Annotated in this window: 20 protein-coding genes; all 20 read right to left on the reverse strand. The window is 37.6% G+C overall.

Features of this window, described 5'->3' with window-relative positions; translation table 11 throughout:
* Window positions 1–43: 43 nt before the first annotated feature.
* From BUE31_RS23135 to BUE31_RS31355, 20 genes are read right to left on the reverse strand one after another with little or no spacing between them, the layout of a single operon-like run.
* Window positions 44–934 (reverse strand): alpha-1,2-fucosyltransferase, encoded by an 891-nt coding sequence (locus BUE31_RS23135; protein ID WP_073406227.1) that lies wholly within the window; start codon window positions 932–934, stop codon window positions 44–46.
* 41 nt (window positions 935–975) lie between these two features.
* The gene (locus BUE31_RS23140; protein WP_143167228.1) at window positions 976–1,995 is read right to left on the reverse strand and encodes a glycosyltransferase; all 1,020 of its coding nucleotides are present in this window, start codon (window positions 1,993–1,995) and stop codon (window positions 976–978) included.
* Window positions 1,992–2,984: a glycosyltransferase gene (locus BUE31_RS23145; protein WP_073406229.1), complete on the reverse strand. Its 993-nt coding sequence runs from the start codon at window positions 2,982–2,984 to the stop codon at window positions 1,992–1,994. The genes BUE31_RS23140 and BUE31_RS23145 overlap by 4 nt, the downstream gene beginning before the upstream one ends.
* The gene (locus tag BUE31_RS23150) at window positions 2,981–3,919 is read right to left on the reverse strand and encodes a glycosyltransferase family 2 protein (RefSeq protein ID WP_073406230.1); all 939 of its coding nucleotides are present in this window, start codon (window positions 3,917–3,919) and stop codon (window positions 2,981–2,983) included. The genes BUE31_RS23145 and BUE31_RS23150 overlap by 4 nt, the downstream gene beginning before the upstream one ends.
* Window positions 3,916–4,875 (reverse strand): hypothetical protein, encoded by a 960-nt coding sequence (locus tag BUE31_RS23155; protein WP_073406231.1) that lies wholly within the window; start codon window positions 4,873–4,875, stop codon window positions 3,916–3,918. The genes BUE31_RS23150 and BUE31_RS23155 overlap by 4 nt, the downstream gene beginning before the upstream one ends.
* A complete protein-coding gene (locus BUE31_RS23160) occupies window positions 4,872–5,885 on the reverse strand; it encodes a glycosyltransferase (RefSeq protein WP_073406232.1) in 1,014 nt (337 codons plus the stop codon). The genes BUE31_RS23155 and BUE31_RS23160 overlap by 4 nt, the downstream gene beginning before the upstream one ends.
* Window positions 5,882–6,835 (reverse strand): glycosyltransferase family 10 domain-containing protein, encoded by a 954-nt coding sequence (locus tag BUE31_RS23165; RefSeq protein WP_073406233.1) that lies wholly within the window; start codon window positions 6,833–6,835, stop codon window positions 5,882–5,884. The genes BUE31_RS23160 and BUE31_RS23165 overlap by 4 nt, the downstream gene beginning before the upstream one ends.
* Window positions 6,836–6,863: 28 nt before the next feature.
* Window positions 6,864–7,853 carry a glycosyltransferase family 2 protein gene (locus tag BUE31_RS23170; RefSeq protein ID WP_073406234.1) on the reverse strand — a complete coding sequence of 330 codons (990 nt, stop codon included), beginning with the start codon at window positions 7,851–7,853 and terminating at the stop codon, window positions 6,864–6,866.
* Window positions 7,853–8,860, reverse strand: a complete 1,008-nt coding sequence (locus BUE31_RS23175) for a glycosyltransferase family 10 domain-containing protein (RefSeq protein WP_073406235.1) — start codon at window positions 8,858–8,860, stop codon at window positions 7,853–7,855. Before BUE31_RS23175 ends, BUE31_RS23170 begins: the two co-directional genes overlap by 1 nt.
* Complete coding sequence (locus BUE31_RS23180; RefSeq protein WP_073406236.1) at window positions 8,861–9,763, reverse strand: glycosyltransferase; 903 nt, start codon at window positions 9,761–9,763, stop codon at window positions 8,861–8,863.
* A gap of 31 nt (window positions 9,764–9,794) precedes the next feature.
* Window positions 9,795–10,712, reverse strand: a complete 918-nt coding sequence (locus tag BUE31_RS23185) for a hypothetical protein (protein ID WP_073406237.1) — start codon at window positions 10,710–10,712, stop codon at window positions 9,795–9,797.
* Window positions 10,702–11,718: a glycosyltransferase family A protein gene (locus BUE31_RS23190; protein ID WP_073406238.1), complete on the reverse strand. Its 1,017-nt coding sequence runs from the start codon at window positions 11,716–11,718 to the stop codon at window positions 10,702–10,704. Before BUE31_RS23190 ends, BUE31_RS23185 begins: the two co-directional genes overlap by 11 nt.
* The gene (locus BUE31_RS23195; protein WP_073406239.1) at window positions 11,719–12,588 is read right to left on the reverse strand and encodes an alpha-1,2-fucosyltransferase; all 870 of its coding nucleotides are present in this window, start codon (window positions 12,586–12,588) and stop codon (window positions 11,719–11,721) included.
* Window positions 12,585–13,520 carry a glycosyltransferase family 2 protein gene (locus tag BUE31_RS23200; protein ID WP_073406240.1) on the reverse strand — a complete coding sequence of 312 codons (936 nt, stop codon included), beginning with the start codon at window positions 13,518–13,520 and terminating at the stop codon, window positions 12,585–12,587. Before BUE31_RS23200 ends, BUE31_RS23195 begins: the two co-directional genes overlap by 4 nt.
* On the reverse strand, window positions 13,507–14,745 hold the full coding sequence (locus BUE31_RS23205) for an acyltransferase family protein (RefSeq protein ID WP_073406241.1): 1,239 nt from the start codon (window positions 14,743–14,745) through the stop codon (window positions 13,507–13,509). Before BUE31_RS23205 ends, BUE31_RS23200 begins: the two co-directional genes overlap by 14 nt.
* Entirely contained in the window at window positions 14,729–15,625 is an 897-nt protein-coding gene (locus BUE31_RS23210; protein ID WP_073406242.1) for an exostosin domain-containing protein, read from the reverse strand. Before BUE31_RS23210 ends, BUE31_RS23205 begins: the two co-directional genes overlap by 17 nt.
* A gap of 48 nt (window positions 15,626–15,673) precedes the next feature.
* Entirely contained in the window at window positions 15,674–16,423 is a 750-nt protein-coding gene (locus BUE31_RS23215; RefSeq protein WP_073406243.1) for a glycosyltransferase family 2 protein, read from the reverse strand.
* Between the two features lie 7 nt (window positions 16,424–16,430).
* Window positions 16,431–17,321 (reverse strand): glycosyltransferase, encoded by an 891-nt coding sequence (locus BUE31_RS23220; RefSeq protein ID WP_073406244.1) that lies wholly within the window; start codon window positions 17,319–17,321, stop codon window positions 16,431–16,433.
* Window positions 17,318–18,517 (reverse strand): glycosyltransferase family 4 protein, encoded by a 1,200-nt coding sequence (locus tag BUE31_RS23225; protein ID WP_073406245.1) that lies wholly within the window; start codon window positions 18,515–18,517, stop codon window positions 17,318–17,320. Before BUE31_RS23225 ends, BUE31_RS23220 begins: the two co-directional genes overlap by 4 nt.
* Before the next feature lie 4 nt (window positions 18,518–18,521).
* Window positions 18,522–19,103: an acyltransferase gene (locus BUE31_RS31355; RefSeq protein WP_200801976.1), complete on the reverse strand. Its 582-nt coding sequence runs from the start codon at window positions 19,101–19,103 to the stop codon at window positions 18,522–18,524.
* Window positions 19,104–19,115: the final 12 nt, after the last annotated feature.

Here is a 19,115-nt window from a genome sequence, read left to right on the forward strand (position 1 = left end):
AAACCTTTGTTTGTTATATTTTTGCATTATGTTCAGAAAAGGGTTAATTAACATTAATTGGAACATCAACTTCTATCCAATCGTCCGGATAAATATTCATAGGGTATTCCTTATTTAATCTGTAACCTAAAAAGTGCCTGGGGCAGTATACAACTTTGTGTTTATTACTATTTAAATAGGCAGCCCACCAGCTAAAAGTACTATTGGCAATTATGCAAACGTCGGCATTAAGCATATGTTGAAAGTCGACTATCACACTGTCTTTTGAAATATGTTTCCTTTCCAAATAGTCAAATTCCCCGGCAGCTATTTCGGGCATATCCGAAATAATAATATAATAATTAGTGTCGCTATGAATTTCTTTAATTAGCCGGTGATAATAAGAAAATGGTAATGACAGATCAGCATCTCCTAAATTATAAGAAGCCAGGTCTAAAAAATCAGATTTCCTGACATGAACAGTTACAATTTTACTTTCCTGCCTGGGGAAGGCGTAATTTTTATTATATGATTTTTTAATACTATTTCTTAATTCCAGATATTTTAACACTTCGGTTTTGTGTTCGGAAAAATACAAGGGCGATTGGAAATAACCATTGAATAATGTAGCATCGCCTTTATCGCTGAGCGTATTTGGAGAGTCGGTTCCTTTAGGGCTGCTTACCAGGTTTTTAATAAAAACCTTTTGGATTAAATTATAAAAGGCGGACCTAAGATAGTGGCTAAAAAATAATTTAAACCCGCTATGGTTAAAAAACAATATATCAATAATGTAAAATGAATTTCTTTTAAGTTTGAAATAGTTATACAATTCAATGGGCATTCCGTCCTTCAATAAAAAAAATACCTTCTTTTTTTTTAGCCCTGAATTTGATATGAAAGCGTACTGAAACAGTTGATTACCTAAACCGCCGGAAATTCGGATCCCTATCATTGTAAATTATTTATAGCAAGTAACATCGTTAAGCAATTATATCAATTAAATATTGAAAGGTATTTTTCCGCTATTTTAATATGACTAAATTTTCCCGCGGCTCTTTCCCGGCAAATCACCCGGTTAATAGTATTTAATTGGGAAATTTTATCTGTCATTTCAATTTCGTCGTTTACTATATACCCTGTAATACTATCTTCCAAAACCTCCGGTACCGAGCCCCGGTTAAAGGCTATTACCGGTGTCCCGCAAGCCATTGCCTCTACCATTACCATACCGAAAGGTTCATCCCATTCAATCGGGAACAAAAGGCCCCTGGCTTGCCTTAAATAGAAATTTTTTTCCTCGTCATTTAAAGCGCCAAGGTAAATAATTTGCTTCCCGTCTACTTGCGGTTCAATTTGCTGTTTGTAGTATTCAAAATTATCGGGCGTTTGCGGAATATTACCTCCTATCCATAATATATTGGATGTTGCTTTGGCAATTTTTATAGCGGTATGTACCCCTTTAATTTTATCCAGGCGCCCCAAAAACATTAAAGGAGCATCGTCACTTACCGATTCATTTAGCTCATATTTTGAAAAATCAATGGCGTTGTATACCGTTTCCCAATTACCGGCCACATTACCTGTTGATACGCAATAGTTGCTGCATGCTGTAAATATCAAATTACAGTTTGGAAGGGCGTTCACCATCTTTATACCCCTAACAGCTACCGGCCTGCCATAGGTCATTATTTTTTTTACTTGATAATTCAAAACAGGTAACAGATACATTAACCGCCCAAAATTGTGGATAATATCAAACTCATTCCTGTGTTTAAAAAGAAAGTACCATACCTCAAAAAGTTCTTTATTTTTTTGAAGGGCAGATCTTTCCAAATCATTCACCCCAAAAGAAAAACACTTACCCGAAATGTGAGAATCAGGGCCAGCCAATAAACTTACCTCGTGCCCCTGCCTTTTATACTCCTCTGCAAACATGTAAACAAGCCGTTCGTGCCCCCCGTAAAGCGGTGGCGGCACTGGTATCCCCGGGTCCATTATCAATAATATCTTCAAGCTATTTCCTGTTCTACTTCTTGATAGATCTGCATGTACTTTTCTGCAGAAAGTTCGAGCGTCAGGTTATTCAAAATGAATTTGCGGGGTTCAAATTTGTCATGCCTGCTTATAAATAAATTAAGTTTTTCAGTAAACTCAATTGCATTTTTAAACTTAACACCACAACTATCATCCCAGTAGGGCACTGAACTTACCGGTTCATATTTCACCTTTTCAGGATAGTAATATGGGTCCTGCCAGTAGCCTTCCCTGTCCCAGGCCAGTATTGGCGTATTGGTTGCCAATATTTGCTGATAAGCCAACCCCTGTGTCTCATGTTCGCACAAAAAAATAGCTGACCGGCTATTGGCAACCTTCTCCTGCAACTCGTCATGGGTATAGTTACCATACTTAACAAACTGGTAACCAAACCCACCTTCTTCCAAAACTTTCAATATGGGTTTTATTAAGGATTCGTTAAACGCATCATGATCCCATCGGATCTTATCGTAAATTAAGAAATCAATCTTTTTTTCAATTGCAGATGATTTCCATTTTTCAGTATCAATACCAACCGGCCAGGCTACTGCTTTATCACCGTAATAAGGGCTGCACATTTGCTGCATCCAGTTGCCAGGCACTAAAAAGCGCTTTACATTTGGATATTTTTCAAACAGATCAGGGCATTCAACCGGGTGCGAATAAACACCAGCGCCAAAAATGACAGGGTTTCTCCACTTCCTGTCAAACAGCAAATGAGGTTTGCCTATAATACAGGCTATTTCTTCCGGATGTGTTTTTATGTAAGCATAATTGTTAAACCTGTATGGAATATTAATTTTATCAAGCCCGCGCATCAACTCCAAAGCCACCATCATCACGCCGCCGGACCTTTGTTTGCCTCTTAACAACCGCCTTATCCAGCGCCTGGGGTAATGGTCAAACTTTACCCACCTATCCGGATCCGGTTCTTCATAAAAAATATTTAAAGGCTTAATATCGTTCAACGTAACAAGAGTTTCCGGCGAAGCCTTAATAGCTTTTCAGTATTTGCAAAACCAAGCTTTTGATAAAGCAATCCCAATACACCTTTTTCCGGAGGTTTAAACCCGGGGTTAAGCTCAAATATCCATTTAACAAGCTTTACGGCTGCGCTTAAATCATTTAATGCTATCCAATGGGCCAGGGGCCATAATATATTTATTGAAGCACCTATTCGCCTTGGGGTAAGCCTTCCTTCTTTACTTAATTGCTCAAGTATAATTTTATACAGGTTTAAATGCTGCTCGTTTTGCACCTGCTGTTTTAGTCCGCTGCTAATCTGTAACCTGTCGTGGTGAGCAACACGGTGCAAAAGCGCAGTACCAGGATGAACAACAGTTTTGGGATCTTTTAAAGCTACCTCTAATATAAAAAGCCGGTCGTCCCGAAAAGCAAAATCCGGCCTGTGAGGAATTTCTTGAATAAAATCCTTCCTAAACAGGAAAGCCGAATAATGCGATCCATCCCCTTCACCCAATTGCCCGGCTATAAAATCATCCGTTTCAATCCAGGGTTGTTTACTTATAGTTTGTCCATCATTATTAAAGCACCTGTAGCCGCTGATAACAACATCGGCATTATTAAGTTCGGCTAATTGAAACTGCTCATCATTTGCGTTGCTATTAAGCAAATCGTCCGAATCCAGGAATCGGATGTATTTACCATTGGCTGCTTTAAACCCTTTATTTACTGCCTGGCATTTACCCAGGTTGGGCTGATCAATAATAACCAGGTCTTTTTGCTGATCAAGCCATTCCCATGTGCCATCCGTACTGCCATCATCAACAACAATTATTTCAACACTGCAATTATTATTCCTGCAACTTTCAATGGTTTGCGGTAAGCTCCACAAGCGGTTATACGTTGGGATGATAATTGAAATATCTACATCTGCTATCACGTTACTACCCTTTCAGAGCTTTTAACTTTCCGGATCCCAAAAAGTTTATGATAGGTAGATCTGAATAAATTTTTCAAAAACAATTTAAACCGTTGGGGATACTCTATTGCTATTACACTTTTCACATTACCCAACCAGCTTAAATTATGGCTAAGGCGATAAACCTCGCGCCGGTAAGGATAGTGCAAGGTATATTCCCCCAAAAAATGAACAATTATTGGCGTCACTTTTTCAAAAGGATACCAGGGCCTGTGTTCAGCATGTGGCAGTGGCGGGTTAACCAAAAGTGTGCGACCATTTATTATATCTATTTTATATTCACCCGGACAGGCTAACGGATCGCTCATAATTGTTCCATCGTCAATCAATGGCTTCATATCTTCAAGCTGCATGGCCAACGCCATTATTACCTCATCATTCGGTCGGTTACGTAACCGAACAAAACCTATTTCGTCATATTGTTTTTCAATATCCCTTGCCCGTTTGTAAATGCGGGTTGCCACTTCACCTTTTTCAAGATAGTAGAGGCCCCCGTTAAATTTAGGGATGTGCGGTACATTATATTTTTTGCAGATGGCGGTAATATCACCAAACCATTCGCCCGATGAAATGTAATTTCCAACCACAGATACCGGCATCCCTTTAAAGCGTTCAAACACCGGCGAAAGGTCACCAAAAATGAGGCAATCGCTGTCAATGAAAAGTGTTTGTCCTTCGGGTGCTACCTTATCCAAAAATAATTTGCTCGAAAAACCTTCGCCAAGTTCGCCGGGTTTAATGGTTATTACTGTTGCTTTTGAAGTAACATCTGCCGACAACAATTCGGGGTGATCTGTTACAATGCTAAATGTTATATCAGCGCTTTTATGCCATAAATAAAAAGACCTCGCCAGGTTAGCTGCAAGGTTTATATACAAAGCTTTACCTGTGGCAATTGTTAATACAGTTCTTGTCAATTTGTAGCCGCCCCTTTAAACTTTCCGCTGAGCGCTCTGTAATATTTTTCGATGACTGAGTTCAATTCTAATATGGCATCCAATCTTCCTTTAGCGTGGTTAACATTTAACCTGCCTATAAATTTACCTGGATGATCTCCTTTTTTAAGCGAGTTAATTAAGCTTATTATATAAATATTAAGGCTGATCAGGAAGGTCCAAAACCATGTTTTTTTAAACCCGGGAAGTGTTGGGTTAAACAGCCAAAAATATGGGCGGTGCAAAATATTGCAATACCCGAATTGATATACCAGGTTTAATAAATACTGATCTGTAAGCCTGCTTTTTTGAATAAAGTGATAGAATTTCAAATCATCACTATAAGCTATATCATAATTTAATAACTTAATGGCATAGCACACTTCCACATCGCCGCCCGAACTTAGTTTATCATTTAACCTGTCAGTAGCTATGGGTTTAAAATCTATAGCTTTTAATTGTTCAAGAGCTGATTTTCGGGCAACTGACCCGGCACCATACACATAAGGACTGCTCCCTTCTATCACACCATTGTGCTCGCTTTGGGGCCCAGTGGCATAATGACTACTATAAGTAGCAAACCATTCCGGCGGGTCTGTTTCCGGCTTTGGGATTCCGCATCCACCTATAATTCCTGCATCAGGCCATTGTTCCAGCAGGTTATAAGCACTTTCAATATAGTTTTCGAAAAGCCAGTTATCATCATCACAAAAAATAAGGCAATCATAGCCGGCTTCTTCCAGGCCCTTTTCACGGGCAAAGCTTAGCCCGGCCAATTTCTGGTCAACCACTTTAAAATTTACACCATTAATATCATATTTGGCCCATTCCATTTCGGCGACCTGCGCTGTATTATCGGCAGACAAATTATTCACTATAATAATTTCCCATTTAATATCAACCGGTACTCTTTGGAGCGAGAGATATCTTAATGTTTCGGGCAACCGCAAGGCACTGTTGTAACAACAAATTATTACAGAAACGCCTCTCATTTATTAAGCTTTTGTTTTAATTGCTGGTACAACTTTCTAAGCCTGTAGTTGCTGTAATAGGTTTCGTGGCCGTTTATAACACAACGTTTTTTTTCACCCTGGGGGCCATCCAGCTTTGAAACCACATTGCACAATGCCGGGAACAGTTGATATTTGTTTAAATAAAGTAGTTTCTGCTCAATTAAAGTATCCTGTAATTGCTCCCATGGATCTTCCTCCAGCAGCTTTTCAATGGTTAAAATGCCTGATCTATAATCGTCAACATCAATTCTCACCAAGGACTCGGGCGCAAAATAACTTGTTATGTCGGGTGGCCCATAGTAAATGGGCAAAGTATGGGCGAGATAGCACTCCGTTATTTTCTCGGTGAAATAACCAGGTATTGCCGAGTTTTCAATTGCTACAGAATATTTGTAAGGTGCCAGCGCATCCCACTTATCATCAATAGGGTTAAATCCCCTGCCATATACATCAATCCTATCCTTAAAATGGCCAATCAGCTTGTTAACAAAGGCAAATCTTTTTTTGTGGCCTATTAAAATAGTGAGGTCTGAACAAACCACCGATAGCGATTTTGTCTTCTCAATTTTTGCAGTGCTGTAAACATCCGTAAATGATTTACTTAGCTGCCAATGATTTATTTCATGCGTTTGGATCAAATTACGGTGGTGCAGATCTTCCCGGCAGGTTATTACATAGTTAAACTGGTCTAAAAATTTTTGATTAAATTGCTTTTGCTCATGCGCCTCATCCGTCATATAAATAACGTTTGATGGTGGGCATTTAACCACCATCCGTTCATGTTCATGCGGAATATCGCCCCAAACTATCCAGTAATCACATTCCCTGCAATCGTTATCAATTTCAAATTTGTAATCAACAATCTGCGGGTTAAGCTGACTCTTTAAAAAATCATGCCGCCAAGGTGTGGTAAGCTTAATAATTTTCATGCCGATGCCAAAATTGTCATAATAGCCATTACACTTTAAACCTTAGGTATGTTAAAATTCGCGCCAACCGCCAGCCTAATATTTTACTTAACCATGTACCTACCGGGCCTGCTTTATACTTTTGGCCGTTATAACCATATTCAAGGGCTTTATTGATCGCTCTTTTTGAAAGTTGCCTGTACCTCGGATAGGCTGCAACACCAATTTCCCAATAATGCCGGGCAAAGACCCTTTCAAGTATAGGGTCGTTAAACCGTTCCTTTAAATAGCTATATTTCAAATCAATAGATAAAAGCATACTCTCATATGCAGATAAACTTTTTTGGCCCGATACTGTGTTATTGTGTTTGTGCTTACGGTAATAATTAGTGCCGATGGTGCTATATTTTATGCCTTCGGATGCTAATATTACCCTGCAAAAAAACTCGCCGTCATCATCAGGGCACCTAAACTCATTCCACATTCCGGCCTTCTCAATTAGCGTTTTTGGGGTAAGCCATGAGTTTGGCTGGATCATGCTTCCATAGCCCGGCAGCACATCGTCATCTGCATTTAATTTCAGCAAAAAATCTACCGGGTCATTGCTATCCTTACAAAACCAGTCGTCATCCTTTAACACAATTTTGCGATAGTCATCCCCATCGTCAAAATGCACAACCCGGCACAAGCCGATAAGGGTTTTTGAACCTTTTAAATACCCCATCTGCCCTTCAATTTTATCCGGACTTAACAAATCATCGGCATCTAAAAACTGGATGTATTCTCCTTTTGCTTCTCTTAATCCGTAGTTCCTGGCTGCGCTTGCTCCTTTATTTTCCTGGGTAAATGCCTTTACATTTTCATTGACATATTTATTAGCTATAGCCAGTGAATTATCGGTTGAGCTATCATTTATTATAATGATCTCCTTGTTGGGCCAGGTTTGGTTCAGCGCAGTTTCTATCGTTTCCGCAATGTGCTTTTCCGCATTGTATAATGGAATAATAATAGAAACTAAAGGATAAGAATATGTTGCCATTAACTTTTATTCGAAAAAATCTCTATCCATCTATCCCTTAATGAAAAGTTAGCAGGGGGTGTGTTGTTATGAAACCAGGGCTGCCTTAAATAAGCCACGTATTTATCCGGGTCTTTATCCAGCATAATTATCTGATCAATCAAGTCGCTAAAATCCAGTTTATTAAACTGCAGCTTCATTTTCAGATTTTTCCCTATTGATTTTAATTTCCGCCTGATCCTGTCATTAGCTGATTTATAATAAAGCGGCCTGATATCAGTAAAATTCAGCTGTGATCTGTTTTCTAGAAACTTAACCAGGCGCGAGTTATTAGGTCTAATAAAATCATTCGCGAACAAGAAACTTTGGGTATTAAATATTTCACTAATATTAGGATCACCGCAATAAACAGGGAGGCTTTGGCAAAGCATTGCGTCATATAATTTTTCCGTTTGGTAATGCGGATAAACATAATTTTCAAAAGCAATGGTAAATTTATACTGCGTTAAAAACTGGTGTTTAACCTCCCATTTACCGCCTTTGTATATGTTATCAACCGATGGCATATTGTTCATGCTTTTGCCAGGGGCATCCACCTTTTTATATTTTGATAATTGCCTAAAAAATTCTTCCCTGTACGGTACGGGGTGAGAATAAAAGAAATTGCAAAATTTTGTTTTTGATGCCAGAATGCGCTCAACATCCCAATCTTTTTTTACCAGGTCATCCGGATTTAAATTATGCCATTGGATCCGTTTATATTTAGGATTATTAATTTGCTGTTCCGATGGGATCCCAAAGGCCCAATCGCATGAGTTTAGATCTGGTATTATATTTTCGCAAAAGTAACCGATCCTAACATACGGACCCGGTTCAGGCACGTCATTACCATAAGGGCCAAAAAAAATATATTCCGGGTTATCACTTTCTACAAAATCAAACTTGTCTGCTACAACATTCAGGATATCGTAGATGGCGGTATGAAAAAGCAATCCATTTTGGCATTTAATTTTAATCCGCCTTTTCATTTATAAAATAAAGCGGGCATCAATAGCCCGGTTATAATCTTCAATAATGGTATATAGGTTATTATACACAAATCCTAAACGCTCTGTTCCAGCCTCACTGGATTGATTAGCGGTAATTACTGAGCTCCCCGCTTTATAATTTATAGCTTTTCCTACCGCTATTTTTAATTCCGAATAAAGTGAAATATCAGAACGGTCGCCTTTATAACCATACTTGGCTTTACCTATTAACCCTTCTGTTTTTAACCTGGCGGCATTAGTTGAAGAGGTAACATTCCCTTGTGTGCTTACAGCTAAAGCATTATAACCTGTGTAATAGGCAATGCTTGCTTTTAACCAGGAGCAACGGAGTGAATATTCCCAATCCAGCATAGCAAACTGTGTATCAAACAACCCTAAATAAGCCAGTGAACTTTTCCTGATCAACAGGTAAACATCACTAAAGGTAAAGCATGGAGTTTTACCTGCTTTCCACGCTTCATAATATTTTAACCTGCCGGTTGTTTGAATATTTTTCGGCGTTTCCAAATCAGTTGTTAAGCAATTGGAGATACAAATATCAACCTGCGGATTGCTCAACATAAAATCAGCGCATTTTCTTATCGCCGTATAAGAATGCACATCATCATCAATTATTTTTTTTATGATAGTGCCCTTTGCCATTAATAACGCCTTGTTCCAGCCGTGGGCCTGGTTATGGTCGGGTTCTGAAATAAACTGATGAATTTTTCCCTGCTCAAAAAGTTGTTGCAAATACTCCGATGCACCATCGGTACTATTGCCATCAACTACCACGATTTCCTCACCTGGCAACAGCTCATTTATCAATTTTTCTAAAGTGATCTTTAAAAACGGTAAACGGTTGCGGGTAGCTATAATAAAGGAAAGTTTATATAAACTCATTTATTTTGTGCAGGATATTAAACGCATAATTTTATCTAAGCCCAAACAGCCTTCTCATCCAATGATATGTTTTGTAAGGGGTATGGATAGCGATGAACACAATCAGGCTTGCTACTGATACAGGCACCCCTGATAAAAATAGCTTTAGCAACAAGCTTTGCGAAATATAAGGGTATGATTTGATATTGCTCCCTCCAAAATGCAGCACAATTGGTGAATAGGTTGATGGATACCAACTGCGCAGCTCAACAAATTTATTAGCCGGGTTACGCAATAACCTATCCCCTTTTAAAACATTTAGCTTACTTGGTTTTTGATCTGTCGATAGATCTGACATAAATCCACCATCGTCTTTAACAGGGGTCTGTTTATTTGATATCATTCCTATCGATAACAGCTCCTCTTCATTCTTCCATTTATTTTTGATGCGGTGAAACCCATACTCATCATACTTAACTGAAATTTCCCGGGCCCTCTCAAAAATACGCCCGGTTAAAGGTGTTCTTTTTATGTAATAAAAACCGCCGTTAAAAGTTATTGCATTATCAATTGAAAATTCTTTTCTCGCAAACACTGCGCCTTTAGGCCCGGTTCCCCAGTATTTTTCAAGCGGGGTAAGCCGGCCAATAACGGTAACATCCATCCCCTGGCAAGCTTCAAATAATGGATCAAGCTTACCATAACACAAACAGTCGGAATCTATGAATAAAGTTTCTTCTGTTTGCAGAAATGTGTCCAGGTATAATTTTGCCTCTATATAAAGCTTTGCCAATTCATCCTTTACCAAAAGAAATTTTATCCCTTCAAGGTCCTTCTCAGGCTTTATATTGGTTGCAATAAAAATCTGCAAACCGGGGTTGTGTATTTTAATTGATTCTGCACAATTTATTGCGAATTTCAGGTATTCACGTTTATTGGTTGCCAGTAATAAAACAGATCTATCTGCCATTAAACTTATGCTTGTTTTTTAACGCAACTACCTCACTATAAATTCCGGTAGTTTTAAAATTATATGCAAAATAATCAATAGCTATATTTTTCCAGGTAATGTGCAGGATCTCTTCCTTTGTCCCTTCACACTTTCTATAAGCTAAATAATGTTTGGGCCAATATTTTAAGTAGATACCCCAATAATACAGCGCCTTTTTTAGCCAGTAAAAAACAGACAGTTCCGATTTTTCAGCAGCTAAGGCCTTATCATATAAGTTTAGCACAACAAAGCTTTTGGCAAAGCCAATATGGAGTTTTTTTAAATAATCCAATGTAAGGCGATTGGTTGCTATATAATGCTTGAATGTTAACTGTGGCGTGTACAAAATTTTATAACCTGCAATCCGGACCCTATAACAAAGCTCCGAGTCGCCTCCAGATGAAAGCTCCTGCTTTTTCCTGTCGTTCAAAAACATTGGATATTCACGGGTAAGGGTTTTTAAAATAGATTTACGGATTGCCATACCCGCTCCATAAACATTACCTACCAATGTTTCTTTTGCAGCCTGCTTACCAATGGCATAACCATGATAAAAGGTATCAAACCAAAAAGGCTTTACTGATACATCTTCAAATTGAGCGGTTCCCCAACCTCCTATTATCCCAACATCCAAATTTGCCGTAAATAGCTTATAAACATTTTGAGCGTAGTTTTCATCAAGCCAATTATCATCATCACAAAAAACAAGAAACTCAAAAGCTGAAGCTGAAACCCCTTTTAAACGGGCGTTTGAAAGCCCGGGCTGCAGTTCAGAAACAATGCTAAGGGTAATATCATTGGGTTGAATTTTGGCCCAAACCAATCTGGCAACTTCACTTGTGTTATCAGTTGAAGCATTATCAACTAAAATTATTTCACAACTAATATCGTTTACAACTTGTGCTGCCAAATATTCCAGCGTCTTCTCAATTCTTAATGAGCTGTTATAGCAGCACACAATAATTGATACGCCATTTTTTAACATTTAAAAATCAATTAAGGTCCAATTGCCGGGATAAATTTCCCGGGGAGTTTCCAGTTTAATGCGCCATCCCAAAAAATACCGGGGAGCGTAAATGGTCTTTCCGGGCTTATTATTTAGCCATGCCCCCCACCAGCTAAATGTACTGTTTGATATAATACAGGCATCCGCATTAAGCAAATGTTGAAAGTCCATTATTTCGCTATCGGCAGATATGGTTTTATTATTAACTTCTTTAAAATTTTGATTTACAAAATCCCTATCGTCGCTAATAAAAACAAAATGCACGTTCTGTCCTTCAAACTTTGCAAGCGCTTTTTCATAATACGCCTTCGGCAGTGATAAATCGCCAGCTCCTAAATTTAAATGTTCAAGACTTTGATAATCTGTTCTGCGGATATGTACAGTTACAATTTTTTTATGCTGATAAAGGCTACTGTATTTAAGATTAAACGCCTCAATAAAAACATTCTTTATAGTAAACCCATTTTTGATCGTTTCTTTTATCGAATCAAAAAATGATTCAGATTGGTAAAAACCGAAGTATAATATATTGTTTTGCAGTGTTATTTCGGCTGCGGTGCCATTATAATCATACTCGTAAACCGCAAGTTTATTTACTTTGGCTAAGTATTTATAGTATGCCCTGCGAAGGTGAAAACTGAAGATATTTTTGAACCCTTTAATCTTAAATAGTTGTGTAAGTGCTTTGTTTGGCCTTGCAACTATATTGTTAAAGTATCTTTCTACGCTTGAAAGCTCTATATACTGATCAATATAAAAATTTGTATTTAGTTGCTTTGAAGCAGCCAGTATAAAAGCATATTGAAACATCTGATTCCCCAACCGCCCCTGCAACCTTACCGCTATCATTTGTTTAAACCTGCAATTCCTTTTAGTTTATAAATAACCTTATTAAAAAATGAAGGTGCCGGGTATGCTATATTTTTCACCCTTAAATGTTGCTTTGAATAAAATTCCTCTTTTGCCTCTTTATCAGTTAGCTTAATTGGGGCTTGTTTAAGTCTATAAAACCAATCGTACTTGCCTTTCCCCAGCATATAAGTTAAAAACGTTTCATCTATAATATCAAAAAACGGAAAAAGAGCATAAGTAACTTTAACAGAAACAGACCATAAATTAACCTCGGCATCATTCATCCAATATGAATTTGCATAATCAAGCCGGTGATAATAATGGGTATCTTTTAAAACAACCATTTTTGCACCGGTTATTATCTGCCTAAGGCCAAATGTCCAGGTATCAAGCGCGCCAGAACCTTCGGCATATCCTTTTGCATTTGTCCAACTTTGTTTGGTAAACAGATAGTTGCCATGCTGGCCAGGCGTATTTTCTCCGCTTAAATAACTTTGCGGACTAATTTCACCAGCCGGTAACGACCAAATGTATTCGGGTTTAAATTTATCTTCCAAAAAATAATGCTGATGCTGAAATGAAGCTACATCGGCGTTGTTTTCGGCAAGGTATTCTTTTAATGGAGTAATGCTTAACGGGGCCAAAACATTATCAGCATCGAGGCAAAATAACAGGTTGTGCCTGGCATTTTCAACCGCCGTATTCCTGGCTGCGGCACCACCTTTGTTCCTGATATGCTCCAGCAAAATAATTACAGGATATTTAATTTTAAGTTCCTTTAATATTTGTAAGGTGTTATCTGTTGAGCAATCATTGGTGATAATGAGCTCATCACCATCGGTAAAATTAGTCTCCATAATTGAATCAACAGACTCAGCTATGGTTTTAGCACAATTATATGCAGGGATGAAAAAGCTAATTGCCGACATTATTGGGTTTATATTTCATCATTATTTTCCGTTCAAAATACTGATAACTAAAGTGAGCCAGCATAATTACTACAAATAAATAAAGAATGAAGATACTGATATGAATAAAAGGGTTTGCAGTTAGCTTAAACCAGCCACCAAAAAAGCTTCCACCCATTACAAAAAATGCCTTTATAGGGTAATGAAATAGGTACACGCCGTATGATATTTTTCCTAAATAGCTTATTGGTTTGGATTGTAACACAGCAGGAAAAAGTGGCTTTTTTATAACTGCGGGCGCTATTAAGAAAAAGGCCAGTAAATTAACCAGGCTGTACTGGTAAAATCCCCTGATGTTTATTAAAAAATGGGAAGTGGTTTCCGTAAACCAAAAGGCTGGGAAGTCATATCCTAAACTTTTCCCATCCACTAAAAAATAGCCTGCCTGCCGTAAAAAGTATAAACAGGTTAAACCTGTAACCAGGAATATAAGCATTACAACAAAAAAAGTACGGTAAGGGAATTTTATTTTAATGGGATATAAAGCAAGCAGGGCGCCTGCAGCAAGCGCATCGGCCTGGCAAAATGTATTAGTGTACAATAGCTCACCAAGCCAGTATTTATTTGAAACTAAATGTGTGCCAATTAATGCTGCCCAAAGCCTTATAAGCGGGCAAATAATTATTATAGCAATAACCAATTTTTTTAACTGCTTGCTATCAAGAAAGTAAACCAGGAAAGGGAAAATGATATAAAACTGCTCTTCAATAGCTAACGACCATAAATGGCCAAAAAAATCGTTAGAATAATCGCCAAAATGAAATAGCGGGGCCAGGTTAAGTTTTATGTTATAAGTATAGGTGAGATAAAAGGGCAAGTCGTACTTTATAGCATTTAAACCTGCTATTAAACTGCCATCCTTTGATAACGCGGGTATAAAACAATAGATCAGCAGAATAATTATAGTGGTACTGAAAATAAACAAGTAGTATATCGGAAATATTCGCAGCGCTCTTTTATAAAAAAAATTGGAAAGGTACTGCTTAAAGGCTCTTTGCTTTTCGTTCACCAGTATGCGGGTTATTAAAAAACCTGATAGTACGAAGAAAATGTTCACGCCAATCCATCCAAATTTTAATGAGAGGCTGTTATTAGGCCAGTGCGTTGAAATTACCAGTAAAGCCGCCAAAGCACGAATGCCGTCCAAACCGGGGATATAGTCTAATTTTTCAGGCTTGCTGTTCAAGTTCTTTTAATATGTATTTACACCATTTTTGGTAGTACAGCTCATTTTTCCAGTACTGATATGCCTTTTTCCCTTTTTTAATAGCTTCTTTCTTATCCAGGTTAGTCAGCAAATATTCTAACTCATCCACAGAGGATGCATAGTAGCTTATCTCATCCCAGGGAATAAACTTTTTAAACGGGCGAACATCCTGGTCGCCAATTAAGCAGGGTGCTATGCCTAATTGCATCGCTTCAAAAAACCGGAACGAATTACAGCTTGTTCCTCGGGGGCATAGGGCAACGTATGATTCAAGGGTTCTTAAATTGTAATTCTTAGCCCAAAGCAATCTTTTATAAAAACGCGTCGGAAGGCCACCGGCTATTAATACACCGGGATTTCCGGCAAACCTCTTTTGCATTTCAACTCTAACAGGGTGCGTATCAAAAGATCCGTTAAATGTGGCCAGATATTTCTTTTTAACTGGTACTGGCGGCTTACGGTGCGGGCTGCATAAAATGGGGATATCAATGCCGGGGTTAATAGTTCGCGCTGCTGTAAACACAACAGATCTACCGGTTCTTATCAACGAGCCACCGTCAAACTGTGTAATGGTAAAAGTTTTTTTATCATCAATTAACAATTTATCAACTTCATTCTGCAATTGCTCCAAACCTTCATTGTTGGTTGCAAAATTATGATTGATATGCCAGCGAGTCCAGTACACAGGCAAGTAATGCCAATCAGCCACTGCCGGATCATCTGTTATTAATTCCTTTTGCTTTTTTATCCAGATCAAAAAATCCTGCTCAATGCCATAATCTTTGTTATGGGCAGGATAGTTAAATGATTGACTTGCCGGTTGTAAAATATCAGGAATATTTAACAAATAAATTTTCATTTAATCCGATTAACCTGTCCGTTATTTAATATAGTCTGTAAATACATTTTAAAGATTGAGCGCCATTTTTACTTTAAATAACAGGGTTTCCAATTTATAACGGATATAGGAGTGATGATGCCACTTATAGCTAAAATAAAACCTGGGGATTTGTGTAAGCCTTCTATGTTCTTTGCTATCTACCGAAACAATTGATTCGCTGCCCAAATGAGTTACAACCGATGTTGATACCAGGCAGTTTTTTACTTTGTACTTTTCAAGCGTATTGGAAAAATCGTAATCACAGTACCAAAATACCAGGTTTTCATCAAGCATGCCTATAATATCAAAGATCTCTCTTTTCACAAAAATGCACCAGCCTATTAATAATCCAAAATACCCTTCAAGAGGAGGCGCATTTAAAGGGAAGCCCTCTTTTTTATGAAAGTTAGGGCAGTATGGTACAGCACTTAACATTGCAGCATCGTTATCCATAGCGTTTAATATTTCACTTGCCCATCCTTTGTGGAAAATCAGGTCGTTATTGCACAAGCACACGTACGGGCTGCTTGTTAATTTTATGCCGATGTTTAGATATTTATGAAAACCAAACTCTTCGGTTGGGTAAATGGTTGTTGAATTTTCAAACTGAAAGGGTTGCAATGTTTTGTTCGATTCAACTACTATCACATTAAAATGGATCTTTTCCGGGTCTTCAGAATCTATTAGTGTCGCAATAGTTTGTACAGTCAGGCTTTTGAGGTGTTCATCCTTTGAGTAACTTAGAATAATGATATCTATACTAACTGTTTCTTTCATTATTTAACTATATAAAATAAAAAGGCATCCCTTTTTTAAAGATCATCTTAAAAGCAAATTTTATAAAATATCCCGGCGTTTTATAGAATAAATACCCCTTTTTAAAGCTTAAAAGATATTTTAATGCCAATTTATAAATCCTTCTGTTCTCCCAGCCGTTTGAAGCACAGATCCAGATAAATTCGTTCAAAATTTTGTACTCAAAGCGGCATAGCTGACCAAAGCTGATGTTTGTACATAACGCAGGTAGTTTTTGTCGCCATTTTTCCTGGAATATCAATGCGTTTTCAATCCAGGTATTATTCATACTGCCAATAGATGAATGATGAACAAGAACATCATTTACACAATACATTTTAACACCCAGGTTATGCAACTGCATGCAAATATCCGTATCATAAAAATGGAAGCCTTTGAAACTTACCTCATCAAATTTTATTAGCTCAAACAGGCTTTTTTTTATACAAAACCATACACCATCAAATGCAACTACCTGTCGGGTAAGCAGCCCATTACTGTTTGATTTTAAAACAGGTTTCGGATCCTCTTGCGACGACTGTAAAATGTTTTCATAGAAAATTCCGCTACCCCACCATGCGCCCGGCATATAGCTATAATAAGGTGTTCCCGCTATACCTATTGCTCCAATTTGTACAGAGGTAAAGTGGTTTATTACGGCAGTTCCCCAATTATTTGTATGGTACACAATATCATCATGCATAAAACATAGTAGGGAATATTTGCTTTTTTTTACGCCTAAATTATACGCTTCACAAATACTGTACTCGTTATTTGAATTATCAATTAAAATAAGCTCGTAAGGAACACCTATAGTTGCTTCAATATTATTTACCAGCGTTTGATTTGTTGAACGGGAGCAAATTATGACAGATATCATTGATTATTTCCCCCGTTTATTACAGGTTCAATCAGCTTATTTATTTCATTGTAAATACCCGGCGAAACTATATTCGAGTTGTATTGAGCTAATACCAGGTCATTAGCCTTTTTGCCTATTTTATCAATAAGCGCCGGATCCACGCTTAATACATGTATTAAATTGGCTATTTGTGCAATATCCAGATAAGGAGCCAGTAAACCGGCGCCCTGTGCTATCAGTTCCGGAGTCCCACCGCTATTTTCAAATGCTATAATGGGTTTTTTAAGAAAGGCTGCTTCCAATACTATTAGCGGAAAAGGATCTTCTCTTGATAATAAAACAAAAACATCAAATAAATTAATAAAATCGAGCGGGTTGGGTTTGCTTTCTAAAAACACCAAACGGTTATCTATATCGCATTTACGGGCATCATATAGCAGTTGCTTCACAAAATCATTATCCTCGCCAGCCCCTAACCAAACTATTTTGAACTTAAAATCAGGATATTGCTCTTTAAGTTTTATGGCGAGTGGTATAACCTGGTCCGTTCCTTTTCTCCATTCAGGTGTGCCGCCCATACCAATTATAAATTCATCATGCCCGATACCTAAGTCTGCCTTACCAAGGGCATTACTATTTGTTAAGTGGCTATCAGTATTTATGAACTCATAATGAAGATGAATTTTTTCTGCAGGTAAATTAAACTCATTTATAAGGTTCTCTTTTACTGACCCTGAAACGGCAATAACGGCGTTAGTTTGTTTTAAGTTTTCCTCCAGGTATTCCCTTGTAAAAAAATAATTTAACACGTATGAAAGCTCATGTACACAACAAAGTGTTTTAATTGAATGGCTTTCCTTAAAAATTTTCAACCAGGGCAAGCTTACAATTGTATTGCCATAAACAAGGTCATACCTCCTTTTTGAAAAATGAGCGGCTGTTTTTTTATACTGTTCAACTAACGTTATTCCGAGCAGCTTTTTTTTAACCCTGTTGGTATACGTATGCTGCCCGGTAAGATCACTTAATACAAATGTTTTCCCTGCTTTTTCGAAGTCGGGCTTTAGAGGGCCGTCTGTTAACAGCAATATTTCAAATTGCAAAGCCGTGTTCTTTTTTAACCAGTTAAGCAGGTGCAATAAAACAATTGGAGCTCCGCTACGGGAGGCTTCATGACTTATAAATAAAACTTTTTTAGCCGGCTGAATTCTCAATTATCTATGAACGATTTTCAATTATATATTCTGCTTTTAATTTAACAACCGTATTGCTGTCGATGGATCTGTAAATCAAGCAATTTGCGCCAATAATAACATTATCACCAATCGTTACGCCCTTGAGTATGGTTACATTACTGCCTATCCAGCAGTTTTTCCCAATAGTTATTGGTGCAGTTTCAAACTGATCTTTTGAAACTATGAGCGTATTTTCCTTATAGCCGAATGTGTGGTTATGATCATATAATTTTACCCCTTCGCCAAACATGGTATTTTCACCGATACTTATTTTTTCGAGACAGTTAACAGAGCAGTAATTATTGAAAAATACATTTGAATCAATCACCAGCTCCGCTTTAGGCAACATTAATATGTGACAGTATTTTTTAAAGCGAATATGCGATCCAAATTTTATGCTGAAATTATCTGCAGGCAGGTTTGCTGTAAAATATGGTTCAATAATAAGCCCGGCCTCAATTGTAACATGGGGATTATGGTAAATATTATTGAGCTTGTTTTCCTCATAGAGAGCGTTCAACTTCGAGATGAATTTACCAATGATACGCTTTAAAGTTCTTTTCAAGATATCTGTATT

It is taken from the genome of Mucilaginibacter sp. OK098 (assembly GCF_900142915.1).
Lineage (GTDB): Bacteria > Bacteroidota > Bacteroidia > Sphingobacteriales > Sphingobacteriaceae > Mucilaginibacter.